Genomic DNA, 18413 nt, shown 5'->3' with positions numbered 1-18413 from the left:
TAATCGGACGCGGACCCGACCCGGTGCATGCGCCCCGGAGGCCGATGCGGACAGCTCAGGAGAGCCGGTTTGCGACCTCGGTGGCCCAGTAGGTCAGGATGACCGACGCGCCGGCACGGCGGATCGAGGTCAGCGATTCCAGGATCGCGGCGTCGCGGTCGATCCAGCCCCGCTCGGCCGCGGCCGTGATCATCGCGTATTCACCGCTGATCTGATACGCGGCGACTGGGACGTCGCTCATCTCGGCGACGTCGCGCACGATGTCGAGGTAACTCATGGCGGGCTTGACCATCACCATGTCGGCGCCCTCCTCGAGATCGAGGCGCACCTCCCGCAGCGACTCGATCCGGTTGGCCGCGTCCTGCTGATAGGTCCGCCGGTCCCCCTGCAACGACGAACCGACCGCCTCGCGGAACGGACCGTAGAAGGCCGACGCGTACTTGGCCGAGTAGGCCAGGATTCCGGTGTCGGTGAAGCCCTCGGCGTCCAGTGCCTCGCGGATGGCGGCGACCTGGCCGTCCATCATCCCGCTCGGCCCCAGCAGCTGGGCGCCGGCGCGTGCCTGCGCCAGCGACATCGACACGTAGCGGTCGAGGGTCACGTCGTTGTCGACGCGCCCACGACCGTCGAGCACACCGCAGTGCCCGTGATCGGTGAACTCGTCGAGACATGTGTCGGCCATGAGGACCGTCGAGTCACCGAGATCGTCGGTCAGCGCCCGCAGGGCCCGGTTGAGGATCCCGTCGTCGGCGTCGGCACCCGAACCGGTGGCGTCCTTGTCCTCCGCACGCGGCACGCCGAAGAGCATCAGCCCACCGACGCCCGCTTCGACGGCCTCGGCCGCAGCGGTACGCAGCGAGTCCATCGTGTGCTGGACGACGCCGGGCATCGACGAGATCGGCTTCGGCTCGTCGATGCCGTCGGCGACGAACATCGGCAACACGAGTTGCCGTGGTGCGAGGGTGGTCTCGGCGACCAGCCGACGCATCGCCGGCGTGGTGCGCAACCGGCGGGGACGGATCATCGGTGCCATCGGTGCGCCCCGCTCACGAACGCGATCGACGGGACTTCTTGCGCGGCGGGGGCAGTGCGCCCTCGGCGCGGAGCCGGGCGGCATGCTCGGCGAGCGCGTCGACCAGTTCCAGGACCGACGCGTTCTCCGGCTGCACGTCGACGCGCAGACCGAATTCCGTTGCGGTCTCGGCGGTCTTGGGACCGATGCACGCGACGATGGTGCGTGCGTGCGGCTTTCCGGCGATGCCGACGAGGTTGCGGACCGTCGAGCTCGAGGTGAAGCAGACCGCGTCGAAGCCGCCGGTCTTGATCATCTCGCGGGTCTCGGCGGGCGGCGGTGCGGCGCGCACGGTGCGGTACGCGGTCACGTCGTCGATCTCCCAGCCGCGGTCGCGCAGACCCTCGGACAGGGTCTCGGTGGCGATGTCGGCGCGCGGCAACAGGACTCGGTTCACCGGGTCGAAGACGTCGTCATAGGGCGGGAAGTCCTCGAGGAGTCCCAGCGAGCTCTGCTCACCCGACGGCACGAGCTCGGGGTTGATGCCGAAGGAGCGGACCTTCTCCGCGGTGGCCTCGCCGACGCAGGCGATCTTCACACCGGAGAAGGCGCGGGCGTCGAGACCGAACTCGGCGAACTTCTCCCACACCGCGCGGACCGCGTTGGTGGAGGTGAACACGACCCACTGGTAGCGGCCGTCGACGAGTCCCTTGACCGCGCGCTCCATCTGCGCGGGACTCCGCGGCGGCTCGACGGCGATCGTGGGCACTTCCTTGGGGATCGCGCCGTGGCTCACGAGGCGGTCGCTCATGTCGCCGGCCTGGTCCTTGGTGCGCGGCACCAGCACGGTCCAGCCGTACAGCGAGCGTGACTCCCACCAGGAGAGCTTGCCGCGCGAGCCGACGACCTTGCCGACGGTGACGACCAGCGGACCGGTCAGCGCGTTGCCCTGCTCGTTGAGCGTGGCGAGGGTGGCCTCGATGGTGCGCTGGGCGCAGGTGGTGCCATTGATGGTGATGGCCGCGGGGGTCTGCGGTGCCATCCCGTGCTCGGTCAGCGCGCTCGCGGTCTCGGCCAGGTGGCCGGAGGTGGCGTGCAGGACCAGCGGGCCCGGGGCGGCGGCCAGAGCGGCCCAGTCGACCTCGCCGCGCACGTCGGCCTCGGTGTGGGTCGACCCCAGCGGCATACCGGCGTAGCTCGGGACGACCGAGGCGGCGGGCAGGCCCGGCAGCACCTCGAAGGTCACCGAGTGGCGGGCCACGGCGTTGACCTCGGCGAGCACCGAATCGGTGGTCAGCGGATCGCCGGCGACGACGCGGACCACGTCGTCACCGTTACGGGCGGCGGCCACGAGGGTCTTGGCAACCTCGGTCGGGTCGCCGAGTGCCGGGCGCACCACGGATTCCTCGTCGGCCTTGTCGGCCTCCGGGGCGGGTGCGGTGGTTGCATCGGCCGCGGTGCCTGCTGTGTCGGTACCGGCCTTCTCGTCCGCCTTGTCGGCCTTCTTGGTCGACCGGCGGGTGTTCGGTGCGGGTTCTTCGCGATGTGCACTGCCGATCAGCGACACCACGGCGGCCGGGACATCGGGATCGATGTAGGCCGTGGTCGCATTGATGATCACGGTGCGCGCCCGCACGGTGAGCAGGTCGGGATCACCTGGACCCGACCCCACGAACAGGATCCGTCCGGGATTTGCCTTCTTCGTACGGCTCATGGGTTCGCACTCTCCTGCCCCCGCATGGAGGGCTGCAGTTCGTTCTCTGCTAGGGAGAGTTGACGAGTTCGCCCGCTCCCAGCTCCAGCAGTTCGGCGGCGAGATCATTACCCAGCTGAACGGCCCGATCGACCGGACCCACCACCGAAGCGCGGATCACATCGGATCCGTCCTCGGCCGCCACTGCCGCGCGAAGCGACAGTTCGGCGAAGATGCGCCCGTCCTCGTCGATCGACTCCACCACCTCGGCGATCGCTCCGACCGGCGCGGTGCACCCGGCCTCCAGAGCCGCGAGCACCGACCGTTCGGCCTCGATGGCCGCCCGGGTGGACTTGTCGTCCAACTCGGCGAGTATTCTCACCAGTTCGGCATCGTCTGAGCGGCACTCCACAGCGAGAGCACCCTGCGCCGGAGCCGGCAGCATGACGACCGGATCGAGCGCTTCGGAGACCACTTCGGTCCGTCCGATCCGCACGAGGCCGGCGCGGGCGACCACGACTGCGTCGAGTTCGCCGCTGGCGACTTTGCCCAACCGAGAATCTAGGTTGCCTCTTAGGGGGCGGATTTCCAAACCGAGACCCAATGCCTTAAGCTGTGCCGCCCGGCGCGGCGCCGAGGTCCCGATGGTCGAACCCGGGGGCAGTTCCCCGAGCACCAGTCCGTCCCGGCTGACCAGCGCATCTCGCGGGTCCACACGGGTCGGGACGGCCGCGATCGTGAGGTCGTCCTCGGGAGCCGTCGGGAGGTCCTTGAAGGAGTGCACCGCGACGTCGACCTCGTCGTTGCGGAGTGCGACGCGGATGGCGGTGGTGAAGACACCGACGCCGATCTCGGCGACCGGGGCGGCCGAGGCATCACCGGCGGTCTTGATGATGACCAGTTCGGCCGGGTGTCCGGCGGCGGTGAGGGCGTCGGCGATGGTCTGCGACTGCGTCCTGGCCAGCAGCGAACCCCGCGTACCGATCCGGATCGGCGCGGTCCGGGTTTCGCTCATCGGTCACCCTGCTCGCCGGCCGCCTCGGTGGTCCCGATTCGATCGGGCGCCGAAACCGACTCTGCCGCACCTGGTTTGAGTTCGAACAATTCGCGCAGAGCCTCCGCATAGTGGTCGCCGTTGGGCGTCGAGGCGAGCTGCTTCACCCGCACGGTCGGCGCGTGCAGCAGCTTGTCGACGACGCGTCGGACGGTCTTCGCGACCTCGTCGCGCTGGTTGTTCTCGAGGTCCGGGAGCCGGGTCTCGAGGCGCAGGATCTCGGCCTCCACGACGTCGGCGGCGCGCTGACGGAGCGCGGCGACGGTCGGGGTGACCTCGGCCTGGCGCTGATGGGTGAGGTAGTCGGCGAGCTCGGCGGCGACGATGGACCGCGCGGCGAGGGTGTCGTTCTCCGCGGCCTGGGTCTCGGAGTCGCCCCGCAGACCCTCGATGTCGACGACGTGCACGCCGGGCAGGCGGGCCGCGGCCGGGTCGACGTTGCGCGGGAGTCCCAGGTCGCAGATCACCATCGGGGTGGTGTCGCCGTTGCGGTTCCGCTCGGCGAGAGCCGAATGGACCGCACCGACGCTGACCACGGAGCCGACCGCACCGGTACAGCTGACGACGACGTCGGCGGCGGCCATCGCGGCCGGCAGCTCGTCGAGGCCCACGCCGTGCACGGTGATGCCGTGGTTGGCGGCGATGCTGTCGGCGAGGTGGCGGGCGTTCTCGACCGTGCGGTTGACCACCGACAGCTCGGTGACGCCCTCGCGCGCGAGCTGGGCGGTCGCGAGGCCACCCATGGCACCGGCGCCGACCACCACCGCGGTGCGCAGGCGATGCGCCCCGGTCGCGGGGTCGGTGAGCAGCGACTTCGCGCGATGCAGCGCCACGGACACGACCGATGCGCCGGCCCGGTCGATGCCGGTCTCGGTGTGCACCCGCTTGCCCACGCGCAGAGCCTGCTGGGCGAGCTCGTGCAGGACGCGGCCGGCCGAGTCGTTGGCGTCCGCGCTCAGGTAGGCGTTGCGGATCTGCCCGAGGATCTGCTGCTCGCCGACGACGAGCGAGTCGAGACCGGCGGCCACGGTGAAGAGGTGTTCGACGGCGGCCTCGGAGTAGCGCACATAGGCGTGCCGGGTCATCTCGTTGACGGTCATGCCCGAGTGGTCGCCGAGTACCTCGCCGACCGCCTCGAGGGCCGGGTGGAAGGCGTCGACGACCGCGTAGATCTCGACGCGGTTGCACGTCGAGACGACCATGGCCTCGGAGATCGCCCGTGACGACAGCAATTCGTCGACCAGCTTCGGACGGTCGTGGTCGGAGACCGTCAACCGCTCGAGCACCTCGACCGGCGCACTGCGGTGCGACACCCCGAACAACAGAACACTCACGCTGTCACCGTTTCTTCACCCATTGCTTTTCCGCGGCGTCCATCGGCCGCCTTCACCTCGCGAGGCACACCGACGGCGCTGCGTGAGGAGATCTTGAGGTCGTTCCGCGGGGCCTGTGAACTGCCACGAGAGGCCTGGAACGTCAAAACCTGTAGTTCCAAGGCTAGATCAACTTGTCTGACGACGACATCCGCCTCCGTCGTCAGCGCCACCGGGGTGACGTTCAGCACCTGCCGTACGCCGGCCTCGACGAAGGCGTCGAAGGCGTTCCGGGCGTCTTCGTCGGCGGTGGCCACGACCCCGATCTCCACCGCGGGTTCGACCTCGGCGCAGACCGCCGCGATATCGGCGAGCGGGGAGATCCGCGGGCCTCCGACCTCGAGTGATGTGCCCGCGAGAGCCGGATCGGCGTCGAACATCGCGGCCACCCGGAAGCCGCGGCCGAAGCCGGTGTGGGCGAGCAGGGCGCGTCCGAGCTGACCCGCGCCGGCCAGGGCGACGGTGTGGATGCTGTCGGTGTGCAAGGTCATCGAGATGCGGGCGGTGAGACGACCGACGTCATATCCGACGCCGCGGACACCGTTCGCGGCGACATAGGAGAGGTCCTTGCGGAGGATGGCGGGGTTCACACCGGCCGCAGTGGCCAGTTCGCCGCTCGATGCCACCAGGACGCCGCGCTGGCTGAAGGAGCGCAGGACGTGCAGATATGTGGCCAGACGGGCCACCGTGGGGGCCGGGATGTCGGTGGCGACCGCGGCGGCGGGCGGCGGCAGCGCGGACGCGGGAGGGTCGGCGTCGCCGGGCTTCTGACGATCGGCGCCCACGCTCACCTCCGCTTCCCTTCGCACAGCACGTTCATCCGAGGATATAACCCCCTGTGAAACTCTTCACATGGGCCCTCACGATTCCGCGGCCTGTGTTAAACGCAACAGCTTCTCCGCGATGGCGGATCGGTGGATGTCCGCGATCAGAGGGGGTCAGCCACGGCGCGCGAGGTCGGTGCGCAGCCGGGGCTCGTCGACCTCCCAGTAGCTGTGCTCGTCACCGTCGAGCAGCACCACCGGCAGCCGGTCCCCGAATTCCGCACGGATCTCGGGACGGCCGTCGGCCGCGGCCCGGTCGACGTCGACCTCGGTGAACTCCACACCGAGTTCGCCACAGATCCGCGTCAGGTCGCGACGGGCGGTCGCGCACATCTGGCATCCCTCACGGGTCAGCAGTTCCACGGTCATGGGTCCATGGTCGCAGCGCCCCGCTCCCACGATGACGCGACCCCGGACCGGTGACGAGGACCACGGCCCGGGCGCGCCAGAACCGCCCGGCGGCGACGCTGATCGTCGTGTGTGGCCGCTAGGCTGGACCGCGCAGGCAGTGCTGGCGCCAGACGCGACGTGGGAGGTGGGCAGTGGGCAACACCCCGGGCCCGGGAGACGAACGACCCGACAGTCCCTCCGAGACACCTGTGCCCGGCGCCGCCGATCCCGAAACCCCTGCGCCGACATCCGTACCGGCCGACTCCGGCGCCACCCCGCTCGACACCGGCGAGGACTGGGAGTCGCAGGCGGCACGCATCGAGTTCGACGACGACTTCGACGAGGACGCCGAACTCCACGACACCGCCGGAGACGACGAGACCCACCGGGTCACCACGTGGATCTCCCAGCGGGCCAGCGCCGCGACCGGTCGCTTCCGCCAGACCGCGCACGAACTCCGCCAGACCCTGGCCGGCGAGGCGAGCGCGAAGGCCGCGGTCGACTCGCTCCGGCTGCGCGAACCGACCGACATCGAGCCCGGCGAACCCCCGCGCGACCTGACCGCGGCCGCCTTCTTCGACGTCGACAACACCCTCGTCCAGGGTGCGTCGATCGTGCACTTCGCTCGAGGTCTCGCCGCCCGCAAGTACTTCACCTACGGCGACATCATGGATTTCGCGTGGACCCAGGCGAAGTTCCGGATCACCGGCAAGGAGAACGCCCGTGACGTCGCCGAGGGCCGGGAGAAGGCGCTCTCGTTCATCGCCGGACGCCAGACCTCCGAACTCGTCGAACTCGGCGAGGAGATCTTCGACGACTACATCGCCGACAAGATCTGGCCGGGCACACGAGCTCTCGCACAGCGCCATCTCGACGCCGGTCAGCAGGTGTGGCTGGTGACCGCGACGCCGGTCGAGCTCGCGCAGACCATCGCCGACCGGCTCGGACTCACGGGTGCGCTGGGCACGGTCGCCGAGAGCGTCGACGGCGTGTTCACCGGGCGCCTCGTCGGCGACATCCTGCACGGGCCCGGTAAGGCCCACGCGGTGCGTGCACTCGCCATCCGCGAGGGCCTCAACCTCAAACGCTGTACCGCGTACTCGGATTCGCACAACGACGTCCCGATGCTCTCGCTAGTGGGCAAGGCCGTCGCCATCAATCCCGACACGGATCTGCGCGATGTCGCCAAGGTCCGCGGATGGGAGATGTACGACTTCCGGACAGCACGCAAGGCGGCGAAGTACGGTGCCGGTACCGCCATCGTGCTGGGCGCCGCCGGTGGTGGTGCCGCTGCCGCCGCACGGTTGCTACGACACCGCTGAACGACGCCTCGTCGCGACGTCGGTGACCACCCGGAGAGACCCGCATCCCGGAGAGGACCACCATGACGGACGAGACCCTCGCCGATCCCCGATCCGGAACAGACGCGACCGGTACACCCGAGGCGTTGCGCACGATCGAGCAGCGTGTGCTGTGGCTCTCGACGTCGATGATCCACCACGCCAACCGGGTTCGGCCGAACCCGTCGGGGCTCAAGGTCGGCGGGCACCAGGCGTCGTGCGCCTCGATGGTGTCGATCATGACGTCGCTGTGGTTCTCGCAGCTGCGTCCGGGTGACCGGGTCTCGGTCAAACCCCATGCGTCGCCGGTCCTGCACGGCATCAACTATCTGCTCGACGGGCTCGATGAGTCGTACCTGACGACACTGCGGCAGTTCGGCGGACTCCAGTCGTATCCGAGCCGCACCAAAGACCCCGACGCGGTGGACTATTCGACCGGATCGGTGGGAATCGGTGCAACGGCGCCGATCTGGGGCGCAGTGGCACGTCGCTATCTCGACACCACGATCGGCGGCCCCGATGCGGTCGCCGCCGACCGTCGTTCACCCACGGTGCTCGCCCGGCAGTACTCGCTCGTCGGTGACGCCGAACTGGACGAGGGCGCGGTCTGGGAGGCCATCCTCGACCCCTCCGTGGCCGAGCTCGGCGAGATCGTCTGGATCGTCGACCTCAACCGGCAGTCCCTGGACAGGGTCGTCCCCAACATCGCCGCCGGGCGCCTGGAGGCCATGTTCGCCGCCGCCGGGTGGCAGGTGATCATGGTGAAGTTCGGTCGGCTGCTGGAGGATCTGTTCGGCCGGACCGGCGGTCCCGCACTGCGTTCGCGCATCCTCGACATGCCCAACCCCGAGTATCAACGCCTGCTGCGGTGCGACGCCGACGAGGTCCGCGAGCGCCTGCCCGGATCGGGTCCGGACGCCGATGCGGTCGCCGCGCTCATCGCCGCGGTCGACGACGAGACCCTCCTGAAGGCCATCCGCAACCTCGGCGGCCACGACCTCGACGCCCTCGTCGGCGCCTACGAGCAGATCGACGACACCCGTCCGACGGTCATCCTCGCCTACACCATCAAGGGCAACGGGCTGCCGATCGAGGGCCATCCGCAGAACCACTCCTCGCTGCTCACCGTCGAACAGTACGACGAACTCGCGGCATCACTCGGTCTCGACCCGAGCCATCCGTGGGGACGGTTCGACGAGAACACCGACGAGGGGCGGCTCTGTGCCGACACCGCCGAGCGACTCCATCGCGAACCGATCGCCGCCACCGCACCGCCCGCGGTCCCGACCGACACCGGGAAGACGCCGTCGGGAACATCGACAACGCAAGCGGCACTGGGCCGTACACTCCTCGCCCTGTCCCGGGAAGCGCCCGAGGCATCCGCTCGCGTCGTCACCGTGAGCCCCGACGTCAGCTCGACGACCAACCTCGCCGGCTGGCTGAACAAGGTCGGGGTGTGGTCGCCGAACGAATGCCGCGACTGGTTCGCCGACGACGCGGAGACGATCATGCACTGGCGGGAACGTCCGACCGGCCAGCACATGGAACTCGGTATCGCCGAGACGAACCTGGCGGGCCTGATCGGCGAGCTCGGCGCCACCTGGAGTCGTTGGGGCGAACCGCTGTTCCCGATCGGCGTGCTCTACGACCCATTCGTGGAACGCACCCTCGAGCCGTGGTCCTACGGCATCTACGCCGGCGGCCAGTCGATCCTGGTGGGCACCCCGTCCGGCGTCACACTGGCCGCGGAAGGCGGTGCGCACCAGTCGATCACGACACCGTCGATCGGCCTGGAACAACCCGGGTGCGTCAGCTACGAACCCGCCTTCGCGATCGATGTCGAGTGGACCCTGCTCGCATGCATCGGCCGGCTCGGACGCCCCGACGGGACCTCGTCGTACCTGCGGTTGTCGACGCGACCGGTCGACCAGCGGCTCGCCGCGGTCCCCGACGACCCGGCCGCCCGCGAACGCCGTCGACGCCAGGTGGTGGCCGGTGGATATCTGTTGCGCCGCACCGACTCCCCACAGGTCACCCTGGTCGGGATGGGTGCGGTCATCACCGAGACACTGGCTGCCGCCGATCGCCTGGCGGAGCAGGGCGTCGGCGCCGACGTCGTCTGCGTGACGAGCCCGGGACAGATCTTCGAGGCGCTGCAGGCCCGACGCGGGCTCGCCGACGCCGCGTCGTGGATTCTCGACCAGGTGTTCCCGCCCGGGCGCGCGGCACCGATGGTCACCGTCCTCGACGGGCACCCGCACACGCTCGCCTTCCTCACGGGCATCAACAACGTGCCGGGTGCGGCCCTCGGTGTCCGTCGGTTCGGTCAGGTCGGTTCGCTCGAGGACGTGTACCGCCTGCACGGCATCGACACCGATTCGATCGTCCGCGCCGCCCTCGACCTCGCACTCTGAGACATGCTCAGAGCGAGGCGTTCTCGCTCATCGGATCGATCAGCACCTTCGCGTGGTGGGCCGCCGAACCGAGCGCGTCGAACGCCGCCGCCACTCCCTCGAGTCCGACCGTCGCGGTGATCATCGGCGCGACGTCGACCTTGCCCTCGGCGATGATGTGCAGGGTCTCGTGGAACTCGGCCGGGTCGTAGCAGAACACGAACCGCAGCTCGACCTCCTTGTTGATCGCCATCGCCGGACGGAAGGTGTCCGGCTCCATGCACACGCCCACCACGACGACACGTGAGCGGAACGGCGCGTTCGACACGACGTGCTCGATCATGCCGGGGGTGCCGACGCATTCGAAGATCACCGGGCCCTTCGGTGTCGCGCCGAGCCGGTCTGCCAGCCGGAACAGGGAGTTCCACGGCGCCAACGGGATTCGACGCAGGGTGTGCATCGCGTCGAAGGCGGTGCCGAGCAGGTCCTGCGCGGCGGTGACGTACTTCCCCTCCTGCGCGCACCGGTCGAACGGTGACTCCACCGCCGGGTCGACGACGATGTCGGCACCGACGCGGCCGGCCAGCGACCGGCGTCCCGCGGACGGGTCGCTCGCGATCACGGTGCGCACACCGGATGCCTTGAGCATGGCGATGACCGCCAGCCCGATGGGGCCGCAGCCGATCACCACCGCGACGTCGCGCTTGCCGACCTCACCGCGACGGATCGCGTGATGGGCGACGGCGAGCGGTTCGGTGAGGGCGGCGTGATCGATCGACAGCCCATCGGGGATCTCGAAGGTCATGTCCTCGGAGACCAGTACGAACTGTGCGTAGGCTCCCGGCGCCGACGCCGTCAGGCCGGTCAGGTGCGCCTCCTCGCCGTGACGGATCATCGGTACCGCCACGACCGGGGTTCCCGGTGCCCACCGTTTGCGGCACTCGGGCCCGTAGGACACCACCTCGCCGGCGAACTCGTGTCCCATGACGACCGACTGGTCGGAGCGCATGAACGCGTCGTAGCCGACCTCGTCGGACACATCGGCGGTCGCATCGCAGTGCACGCGGGCGTGGAGATCGGACCCGCAGATGCCGGCCCGCAACACACGGAGGAGCACCTGGCCCTTCTCGGGCACGGGGGTGGGGACGTCCTGGACGGTCAGTTCACCGGCTCGACACACGACTGCACGCATGCGTCATGAGTATCAGTCGGTGAGCGTCGGTGTCAGCCGAAGTAGACACTCCCGCGACGGCTCAGCATCCGGAACAGCGTCTGCTGAATCTCTTCGCGGACATGGTCGGTGAGGTCGAAGACCACCATCGGGTCGTCGGCCGACGACTCGTCGTAGGAACCGGTCTCGATCGGGCGGCCGAAGTGGATGTGCCACTTCGACGGCAACGGCACCATGCCCAGCGGCCCGAGCCACGGGAACAACGGCGTGATCGGGAAGTACGGCAGGCCGAGCACCTTTGCCAGCGGCTTGAGGTCGGCGAGCATCGGGTAGATCTCTTCCGAACCCACGATCGACACCGGGATGATCGGCGCCGCGTTGCGCAGCGCGGTCGTCACGAAGCCGCCCCGGCCGAACCGCTGCAGCTTGTAGCGGTCCTTGTACAGCTTGCCGATGCCCTTGAAACCCTCCGGCCACACGGCGGTGAGCTCGCCGTTGCGCAGGAGTCGGTCGGCGTCGTTGTTGCAGGCGAGCGTCGCACCGATACGCCGCGCGACCTCGCTGATGCCCGGCGAGTCGAAGGCCATGTCGGCGGCGAGGACACGCAGGTACCGGTGGTCGGGGTGGTTGTCGCGGACGGCCAGCGAGGTGATGATCGCGTCGACCGGGATGGTGCCGGCGTGGTTGGCGACGAGCAGCGCACCGCCCTCGAGGGGCAGGTTCTCGATACCCGTGACCTCGACGCGGAACCACTTCTCGTAGACCTGCCGGAGTGCCGGAAACCACACCGATTCGGTGAAATGGGGATCGAATCCGAACTCGTCGACCTCGTACTCGCCGGCCATCCGTTCGCGGATGAAGCCCGCGGTGGAGGTCAGGGTGTCGGCGACGGCATTCCGGATGCCCCCGAGACTGAACAGCGGGCTCGACTTCGACGGGCCCCGGTGCTCGATGCCGAGCGCCTCGTCCGACAGTGCGATCTCGTCGCTGATCGGGGTGATCCTCGCGGGCGGACGGCCGAATCCATCGGTGTTGGGATGACCGAGCATCGAATCATCGTGCATCGCACCGGTATTCGGTCGGTGTCCCGGGCCCTGCTGGCTCGGATGCCGACGACGTCCCGAATCGCGTGCGCCGCGGCGATCAGCGGCGGCGTCCGGACCGGACGGTGACGCGTAGAGCTGTATGACCTTGGCGGTACGTGCATCCGTAGCTCCGCTACCTGGCAAGGCGCTCACCCCTTGTTCCTGTCCCGTGGATCGTCCGTGTGTCGGTGAACCCCCCGCTCGCCGTTTGAACCGGGGGTGCCTGAACTACTGGCAATCGTTCCGTCACAAGCCATTCCCCCGGACCTATCGACGCAACGCTGCGTCGTCGATGACATGAAACGCCGAACCCGAGAACGACCGCGATCTCCCCCGAGTGATCGTCGGCATGTTCACGAAGTCCTCACCCGTCGCCCGCGGTGGAGTGGCTTCCCCGCGCGCGGTGTGGGTCTGGCGTCCAAGTCTAGAGGTTGCACCGACGTTGCGCACCTCGTCCGCAACTCCTCGCACCAATCTCATCTCACAATTCACTGGAGTTGATGTGCGGCAGAGACGACACGCTGTTCGAGCGCCCGCCAGACGTCGGTCCCGATCACCGGTGTCACGCCGCTGCGTTCCACGAAGTCGTCGAGGGTTTCCATGGTCGTGTACCGCGGCACGAAACCCAGCTCGGTGCGCATCCTGGTGGTGTCCAGCACGCGGCCGTAGGTGAGGAACTCGGTCTGTGACGAGCGGAGCTTCGCCGAACGCAGGTCCTGGAACACCCCGGCGATCGGCGCGAGGAGACCGCTCGGCACCGGCAGTTCGACGTGTCCGACCCGCCGGATGGCCTGCGACAGCGTCACCACCCCCTCACCGGAGAGGTTGAACGTGCCGGGCTTGCCGGCGAGGGTCACGTGCTCCATCGCCGCGAGCGCGTCCTCCTCGTGCAGAAACTGCAGGCGCGGCTGGTAGCCGATGACGGTCGGGACCACCGGCGCCGAGAGGTACGAACCCATGCGCGTGGTGATCCGCGGTCCGAGCATCGCCTGTGGGCGCACGATCGTGATGTCGATGTCCTGGCGGCGACGCCCGAGACCCCGTACATAGCCCTCTACGTCGAGGAGGTCGCGGCCGTAACCCCGCTTGGGCTCACGTCGTGCGCGGGTCTCCTCGGAGAAGTGCGACGGGTCGTGCGCGCTGGAGCCGTAGACCATCGCGGTCGATCGCAGAACCAGTCGCTTCACCGACGGTGTCCGCTGACAGGCCGCGCAGACCTGCATGGCGCCGACGACGTTGAACTCCTTGATGGCCGCCGAGTGCGGGGCGGTGTCGGCGATCGACGTCGCGGCGTGCACCACCGTGTCGACCTCGTACGACGCCAGCGCCTTCGCGATGGTGGGACGCCGGATGTCCAGACGCAGGAACTCCGCACGACCCATCCGGCGCAGTAGGTCCTTGCGCGGTACCCGGGAGTCCACTGCCAGCACACGTTCGATCTGCGGATTGGCCGCGAGCCGTGCGACCAGGTACCCGCCGAGAAAAGTCGACGCCCCCGTCACCAGGACGACCCGAGGCAACACTGCGGAGGATTCGGCCATGGCGTCGAGGCTAACGTCATCGACCCGTTTCAGCCCGTCGAGGGGCCCGGATCGGAGAGATCGGTGACGAACGACCCCGGAACCGGGTCATTCGTGTGACAAAGGACCTCAGTGCCTCCCGACAAACCCAACGCGCGCGCAGGTCTTCACCGGGCGGCGACGCCACCTGAAACAGCAAAAGGACCCGCCGAGGCGGGTCCTGGTGCCATGAGAGTGCTTATTTGCCGAGTTTGCGGCGCTGCACCCGGGTTCGACGCAGCAGCTTGCGGTGCTTCTTCTTCGACATGCGCTTGCGGCGCTTCTTGATCACTGAACCCATGGGGGCGCTTCCTCACGATTGACACTGATGTACTTGACCGACCCTGGCCTGCACTCGATCGGCTTCGTCAGTGGTCGTCGACTGGCGTCGACTACCCGGCTCGAGGAGCTCACCGGTACATCCAGGTACGCGACCACTGAGCCTACCGGGCGGTGTGTCGGATCAGGAAATCGCGGTGGCCGAAACGTCCACCAGGACGGCCCGCCGGCCCGGGTCGGACACACCCGTCAGACACAACACTCCCGGAGCGGCCGTACGGCCACTCTCGGGAGTGCTGGGTAGAACTTGCTGATCGGCGCGTCAGCCGAGACCGAACCTAGCCGGCGTCGAAGTACGACGTCTCCAGGTAGTCGTGCACCGCCTTCGCGTGCACACGGAACGAGCGTCCGACCCGAACTGCGGGCAGTTCGCCGTTGTGGACGAGACGGTAGACGGTCATCTTCGAAACGCGCATCAGCGACGCAACCTCGGCGACGGTGAGGAACTGCGACGCAGAGGTCGCATTGCTCACCGAAGCCGTCCTGTCACCAGGAGTGTCTGCAGGTGCCATTGATCACTCAACCTCCGGTGCACGCGTCGCGGCCGCAGGCTTCCCCTCCTGCGGACATCAGACACGCACGTGCTTAAAGCAGCTTAGCGTGGCAGATGTGAAAAAAGCGACGTGAGGGACCGTGATTTCTGGGATTTCTGTGACTCGACCCCAACATGCTGGGGTTTAGCCGCTTATCGACCACAAGTCATGGGGTCTCTGTTACCGCGTGTCCCGCCGTCAAACCCTCGACTTCCACTCGACGTCCGCCGCGGGCGCTGGCGGCCGCACAGGCGCGAGTGGCCTGGTAGACGGCGTGCCGGAGGCCGTTCGCCTCGAATTCGCGGATCGCCTCCGCGGTGGTGCCGCCCGGAGAGGTCACAGCCGCCCGCAGGTCGACCGGTGACATGCCCGAATCGCTGAGCAGGACCCCGGCGCCGCGGATGGTCTGGATCGCCATCTCCGACGCCTGCGCGCGGGTGAGACCCAGGCCGACGCCGGCGTCGATCATCGCCTCGGCGAGCAGGAACACATAGGCGGGACCGGACCCGGACACGGCGGTGACCGCGTCCATCTGCTTCTCGGGAACCACGGCCACCCGGCCGACGGTCTTGAGGATGTTGACGACGGCGCTGAGCTGCTCGTCACCGACGTAGCGTCCGGCCGACACCGCGGACATGGCCTCGTTGACGAGCATCGGCGTGTTCGGCATGACGCGGATGACCGGCGAACCGGCCTGCAGCGCACTCTCGTAGCGGGCCAGCGGGATGCCGGCGACGAGAGTCACGGTCACGCGCTCGGTCTCCGCGTTGTCCTCGGCCGAGGCCAGTTCCCGCAGCACCGAGTCGACGGCGTCGGGCTTGACGGCCAGGAAGACGTACTGCGCGGATTCGGCGGCCGTCTTCACATCGGTCACCAGGACCCCGTACTCGTCGGCGATCTCGGACGCGCGGGATTCGAGCTTCTCCGCGACGACGAGATCCTTCGTCGGGGTCCCGGCGCCGATCAGGCCGGCCAGGAGCGCCTCCCCGATCTTGCCTCCACCGATGATGGCGATGCGTTCGGTCACGAATGTCTACCTTCCTGCGGGAATGAGTGCCAATTGACGGGACTGGGCCACAACTGCCCCGGTCGAGTCCACCACGAGATGATCCTCTTCGAACATCCCGGGCCCGACCTCGGTACTCGTCGCGGCGAACCGCAGCCAACCCGGCGCGGGATGCCGGCGCACGTAGGTGGTCAGCTGAACGGTCGGCGCCCAGCCGAACATCGCGAGGTTGAAGACCACCGGCGGCGAGATGTCGCACACCAGGACCGCGAAGTACTCGTCGGGATCGAGGCCCTTCGGACGAATCCACCCGCGCACGAGCGGCTCACCGGTCTCGCCGCGGACCATCGGGAACGTCTCGGCGTCGAGGACGAGGTCGACCGCCGCGCCGAGGTGGTTGATCTCGGCGATCGGCGAACCGTCCAGCGAGATGCCGGTCGACGGCGGTTCGGCGGGCGTGCCGTCGAGCACGTTGGGTCCGGAGTGGTGCGGGGTGCCGGAGTCGGGGCGGGCCATCGTCACCGACGACGACACGACCGTGCGCCCCTGCTGCACCGCGTCCACCTGGAGGACCGTCACGGTCCGGCCGCGTTTGCGCACGGAGATGGCGAGGTCGACGTCGGCGGCGTCGGGTGCGGTCAGGTAGTCACTGGCGACGGCAACCGGGATCATCGCGGCGGCCGCGTCGGCGAGTTTCGGATCGTCGGACGGTGCGAGAGCGCTCAATGCGGTGCGCGCCGCCTTCGCCACGACCATCTGCAGGCTTCCGCCATGCACCTTGGGTCCGATGGTGAAGGTGTCGTCGATGTGAGCGCGCAAGGTGATGGAGTCGGGACCACCGCGGTCCACCTCGGTCAACGCCAGTACCTCGGTGATCTTGCTGGTCATCGTCCCGCTTTCGTCGTACCGACCCCGACGTCGGCGGGTGACCGCGACGCGACGATCTCCGGCGTCAGATGTCGAGCCGGCCGGCGCTCTCGGGGTGCAGCTCCCGTTTGAGATGCTGCCGCGCAAAATCTAGCGAACGGGCGAGCAGCGCACTGCGTTCGGGCTTGGTGCGGGCACTGCCCGTGGTGACCTCGAGCACCACCGCGCCGGCGAAGTCGCTCTCCGCGATCCGGCGGCACACCTCGGCGCACGGCTGACCGCCATCGCCGGGGATGAGGTGTTCGTCGGTGGCTGCGCCGTGACCATCGGCGAGATGCAGGTGGTTGAGGTTGGATCCCATGCGATCTAGCAGGTCGAGGGCGTCGACACCCGCCGTCGCGGTGTGCGACAGGTCGAGCGTGTAGTTCGAGTATCCGTCGTCGGTGGGATCGATCGACTTGCCGAACGCCGACGCGGCCAGACCGGGGCCACCGCCGCGCTTCTGGAGCCGGCGAACGGAGGGCTCGCGCGACCCGAAGAAGCGATCCGCCCGCATCGGGAACATGTTCTCCACGGCGACGGCCACGCCGCTGTCGTCCTCGAGTTCGCCGACGAGGTCGTCGAAGGCCGAGACGTAGCCGCGCTGCCAGCGGAACGGCGGGTGCACCACGACGGTCGACGCGCCGAGGTCCTCGGCCGCCTGCACCGAGCGGGCGAGTTTCACGACCGGGTCGCGACCCCACACCCGCTGGGTGATCAGCAGGCACGGGGCGTGGATCGACAGCACCGGAACCTGATAGTGATCCGACAGATAACTCACGCGACGGATGTCCTGGCTGACCGGGTCGCCCCAGACCATCAGCTCGACACCGTCGTAGCCGAGGTCAGCGGCGTAGGCGAAGGCCGCCTCGGTGTTCTGCGGGTAGACCGAGGCGGTCGACAGGCCGATGGGTATCTCCGGTCTGGGGAGCGGAGGCGGCTCGGGCGGCGTCACGTGGCCAGCAACACCAGTGGACCGATGGTCACAAGCAGGCCGACGCCCAACGCGAGCAGCGTCGTGGTCAGGTCCTTGGTACGCCGCACCACGTGCGACAGCGTGACGATCCCGAAGATCACCAGGACCGCGAGGACCAGCGCGAAGTACGGGTTCCAGCGCCACAGCTCGGTGAAGCCCCAGAACAGACCGATGCCGACGACCAGACCCACGACCGCCTGACCGAAGATCAGCAGCCAAGCAGCGGCCGGCGACCTCTCCTCGGCCTCGCCCTCGGCGGGCCGGCCCTCGTCGGTCTCGTCGACGGTGGCCGCGGGCTTCGCGGCCGGCTCGCCCTCGGACGCCGAACTGGCAGCGGCGGCTTCCGACGGCCCTTCGGTGTCATCACCGGGGGTCTCGTCGAGGTCGGCGGTCTCCGCGAGACGGGCAGCCTCGGGCTTGACCAGGTCGACGGGCTCGGATGCGGCGGTGGACTCGTCCGACTCGCTCGGCTGGTCGTCCTCCTCGTCGACGACCGGCGCCGACCACGCCTCGGTGTCGTACCACTGGGCCGATGCCTGCCAGTCCTCGGTGTCGCCGGTCTCCGCGGTCCGGGACTCCGCGGCCCGGGTCGCCTCGCCGCGGGTGTCCACCGCTGCCGACTCCTCGGGAGCGTCGTCCTCCGGGGTCGCGATCGGCGCGATGATCTCGGTCGGGTTCTCGTCGTCATCGCGTGCCCGCGCCGCGGCGGCTCGCGCGCGACCACCGGCCGGGGCGGCGTCCTTGCCCGACTTCGCGGCG

General features: G+C 68.9%; 17 protein-coding genes and 1 pseudogene. 3 read left to right on the top strand and 15 right to left on the bottom strand.

Going from position 1 to position 18413, the window contains the following annotated elements; translation table 11 throughout:
* Window positions 1-55: 55 nt before the first annotated feature.
* The 6 genes from hemB to LQD00_RS18065 all read right to left on the bottom strand — a co-directional run bounded on the left by hemB (window position 56) and on the right by LQD00_RS18065 (window position 6325).
* Window positions 56-1033 (bottom strand): porphobilinogen synthase, encoded by a 978-nt coding sequence (hemB, locus tag LQD00_RS18090; protein WP_006865291.1) that lies wholly within the window; start codon window positions 1031-1033, stop codon window positions 56-58.
* A 13-nt stretch (window positions 1034-1046) separates the two neighbouring features.
* A complete protein-coding gene (locus LQD00_RS18085) occupies window positions 1047-2726 on the bottom strand; it encodes a bifunctional uroporphyrinogen-III C-methyltransferase/uroporphyrinogen-III synthase (protein WP_232718497.1) in 1680 nt (559 codons plus the stop codon).
* Window positions 2727-2775: 49 nt separating this feature from the next.
* Window positions 2776-3720, bottom strand: coding sequence for a hydroxymethylbilane synthase (hemC, locus tag LQD00_RS18080; RefSeq protein WP_232718496.1), 945 nt, complete (start codon window positions 3718-3720; stop codon window positions 2776-2778).
* Window positions 3717-5093, bottom strand: coding sequence for a glutamyl-tRNA reductase (locus tag LQD00_RS18075; protein WP_232718495.1), 1377 nt, complete (start codon window positions 5091-5093; stop codon window positions 3717-3719). The genes hemC and LQD00_RS18075 overlap by 4 nt, the downstream gene beginning before the upstream one ends.
* Window positions 5090-5917, bottom strand: a complete 828-nt coding sequence (locus tag LQD00_RS18070) for a redox-sensing transcriptional repressor Rex (RefSeq protein WP_232718494.1) — start codon at window positions 5915-5917, stop codon at window positions 5090-5092. Before LQD00_RS18070 ends, LQD00_RS18075 begins: the two co-directional genes overlap by 4 nt.
* Before the next feature lie 153 nt (window positions 5918-6070).
* A complete protein-coding gene (locus LQD00_RS18065) occupies window positions 6071-6325 on the bottom strand; it encodes a glutaredoxin family protein (RefSeq protein WP_040535244.1) in 255 nt (84 codons plus the stop codon).
* 173 nt (window positions 6326-6498) lie between these two features.
* Between LQD00_RS18065 and LQD00_RS18060 the strand changes: the two genes are divergently transcribed.
* On the top strand, window positions 6499-7668 hold the full coding sequence (locus tag LQD00_RS18060; RefSeq protein WP_232718493.1) for an HAD family hydrolase: 1170 nt from the start codon (window positions 6499-6501) through the stop codon (window positions 7666-7668).
* A 62-nt stretch (window positions 7669-7730) separates the two neighbouring features.
* On the top strand, window positions 7731-10100 hold the full coding sequence (locus tag LQD00_RS18055; RefSeq protein WP_232718492.1) for a transketolase-like TK C-terminal-containing protein: 2370 nt from the start codon (window positions 7731-7733) through the stop codon (window positions 10098-10100).
* Between the two features lie 7 nt (window positions 10101-10107).
* Here the strand turns inward: LQD00_RS18055 and LQD00_RS18050 are convergent, their stop codons facing one another.
* The gene (locus tag LQD00_RS18050) at window positions 10108-11271 is read right to left on the bottom strand and encodes a zinc-binding dehydrogenase (protein ID WP_232718491.1); all 1164 of its coding nucleotides are present in this window, start codon (window positions 11269-11271) and stop codon (window positions 10108-10110) included.
* 32 nt (window positions 11272-11303) lie between these two features.
* The gene (locus tag LQD00_RS18045; RefSeq protein WP_232718490.1) at window positions 11304-12299 is read right to left on the bottom strand and encodes a lysophospholipid acyltransferase family protein; all 996 of its coding nucleotides are present in this window, start codon (window positions 12297-12299) and stop codon (window positions 11304-11306) included.
* Between LQD00_RS18045 and LQD00_RS22780 the strand changes: the two genes are divergently transcribed.
* Window positions 12288-12422 (top strand): hypothetical protein, encoded by a 135-nt coding sequence (locus LQD00_RS22780; RefSeq protein ID WP_269785173.1) that lies wholly within the window; start codon window positions 12288-12290, stop codon window positions 12420-12422. The genes LQD00_RS18045 and LQD00_RS22780 overlap by 12 nt on opposite strands.
* Window positions 12423-12823: 401 nt before the next feature.
* Here the strand turns inward: LQD00_RS22780 and LQD00_RS18040 are convergent, their stop codons facing one another.
* The 7 genes and pseudogenes from LQD00_RS18040 to LQD00_RS18010 all read right to left on the bottom strand — a co-directional run.
* Window positions 12824-13876, bottom strand: a complete 1053-nt coding sequence (locus LQD00_RS18040) for an NAD-dependent epimerase/dehydratase family protein (protein ID WP_006865301.1) — start codon at window positions 13874-13876, stop codon at window positions 12824-12826.
* A 217-nt stretch (window positions 13877-14093) separates the two neighbouring features.
* The gene (locus tag LQD00_RS18035) at window positions 14094-14195 is read right to left on the bottom strand and encodes a 30S ribosomal protein bS22 (RefSeq protein WP_003402602.1); all 102 of its coding nucleotides are present in this window, start codon (window positions 14193-14195) and stop codon (window positions 14094-14096) included.
* Window positions 14196-14511: 316 nt separating this feature from the next.
* A complete protein-coding gene (locus LQD00_RS18030) occupies window positions 14512-14745 on the bottom strand; it encodes a helix-turn-helix domain-containing protein (protein ID WP_074851213.1) in 234 nt (77 codons plus the stop codon).
* A gap of 187 nt (window positions 14746-14932) precedes the next feature.
* Entirely contained in the window at window positions 14933-15793 is an 861-nt protein-coding gene (gene proC / locus LQD00_RS18025; RefSeq protein ID WP_232718489.1) for a pyrroline-5-carboxylate reductase, read from the bottom strand.
* Window positions 15794-15799: 6 nt separating this feature from the next.
* Entirely contained in the window at window positions 15800-16660 is an 861-nt protein-coding gene (locus LQD00_RS18020; protein WP_232718488.1) for a thioesterase family protein, read from the bottom strand.
* A 64-nt stretch (window positions 16661-16724) separates the two neighbouring features.
* A complete protein-coding gene (locus tag LQD00_RS18015) occupies window positions 16725-17633 on the bottom strand; it encodes a sugar phosphate isomerase/epimerase family protein (RefSeq protein WP_232718487.1) in 909 nt (302 codons plus the stop codon).
* A pseudogene (locus tag LQD00_RS18010) lies at window positions 17630-18413 on the bottom strand (hypothetical protein); the annotation flags it as partial. The pseudogene LQD00_RS18010 and the gene LQD00_RS18015, both read right to left, overlap by 4 nt.

Origin of the sequence: Gordonia metallireducens, from assembly GCF_021245825.1 — a bacterium.
GTDB lineage: Bacteria > Actinomycetota > Actinomycetes > Mycobacteriales > Mycobacteriaceae > Gordonia > Gordonia namibiensis.
This window is presented reverse-complemented; position numbering and strand designations above follow the sequence as displayed.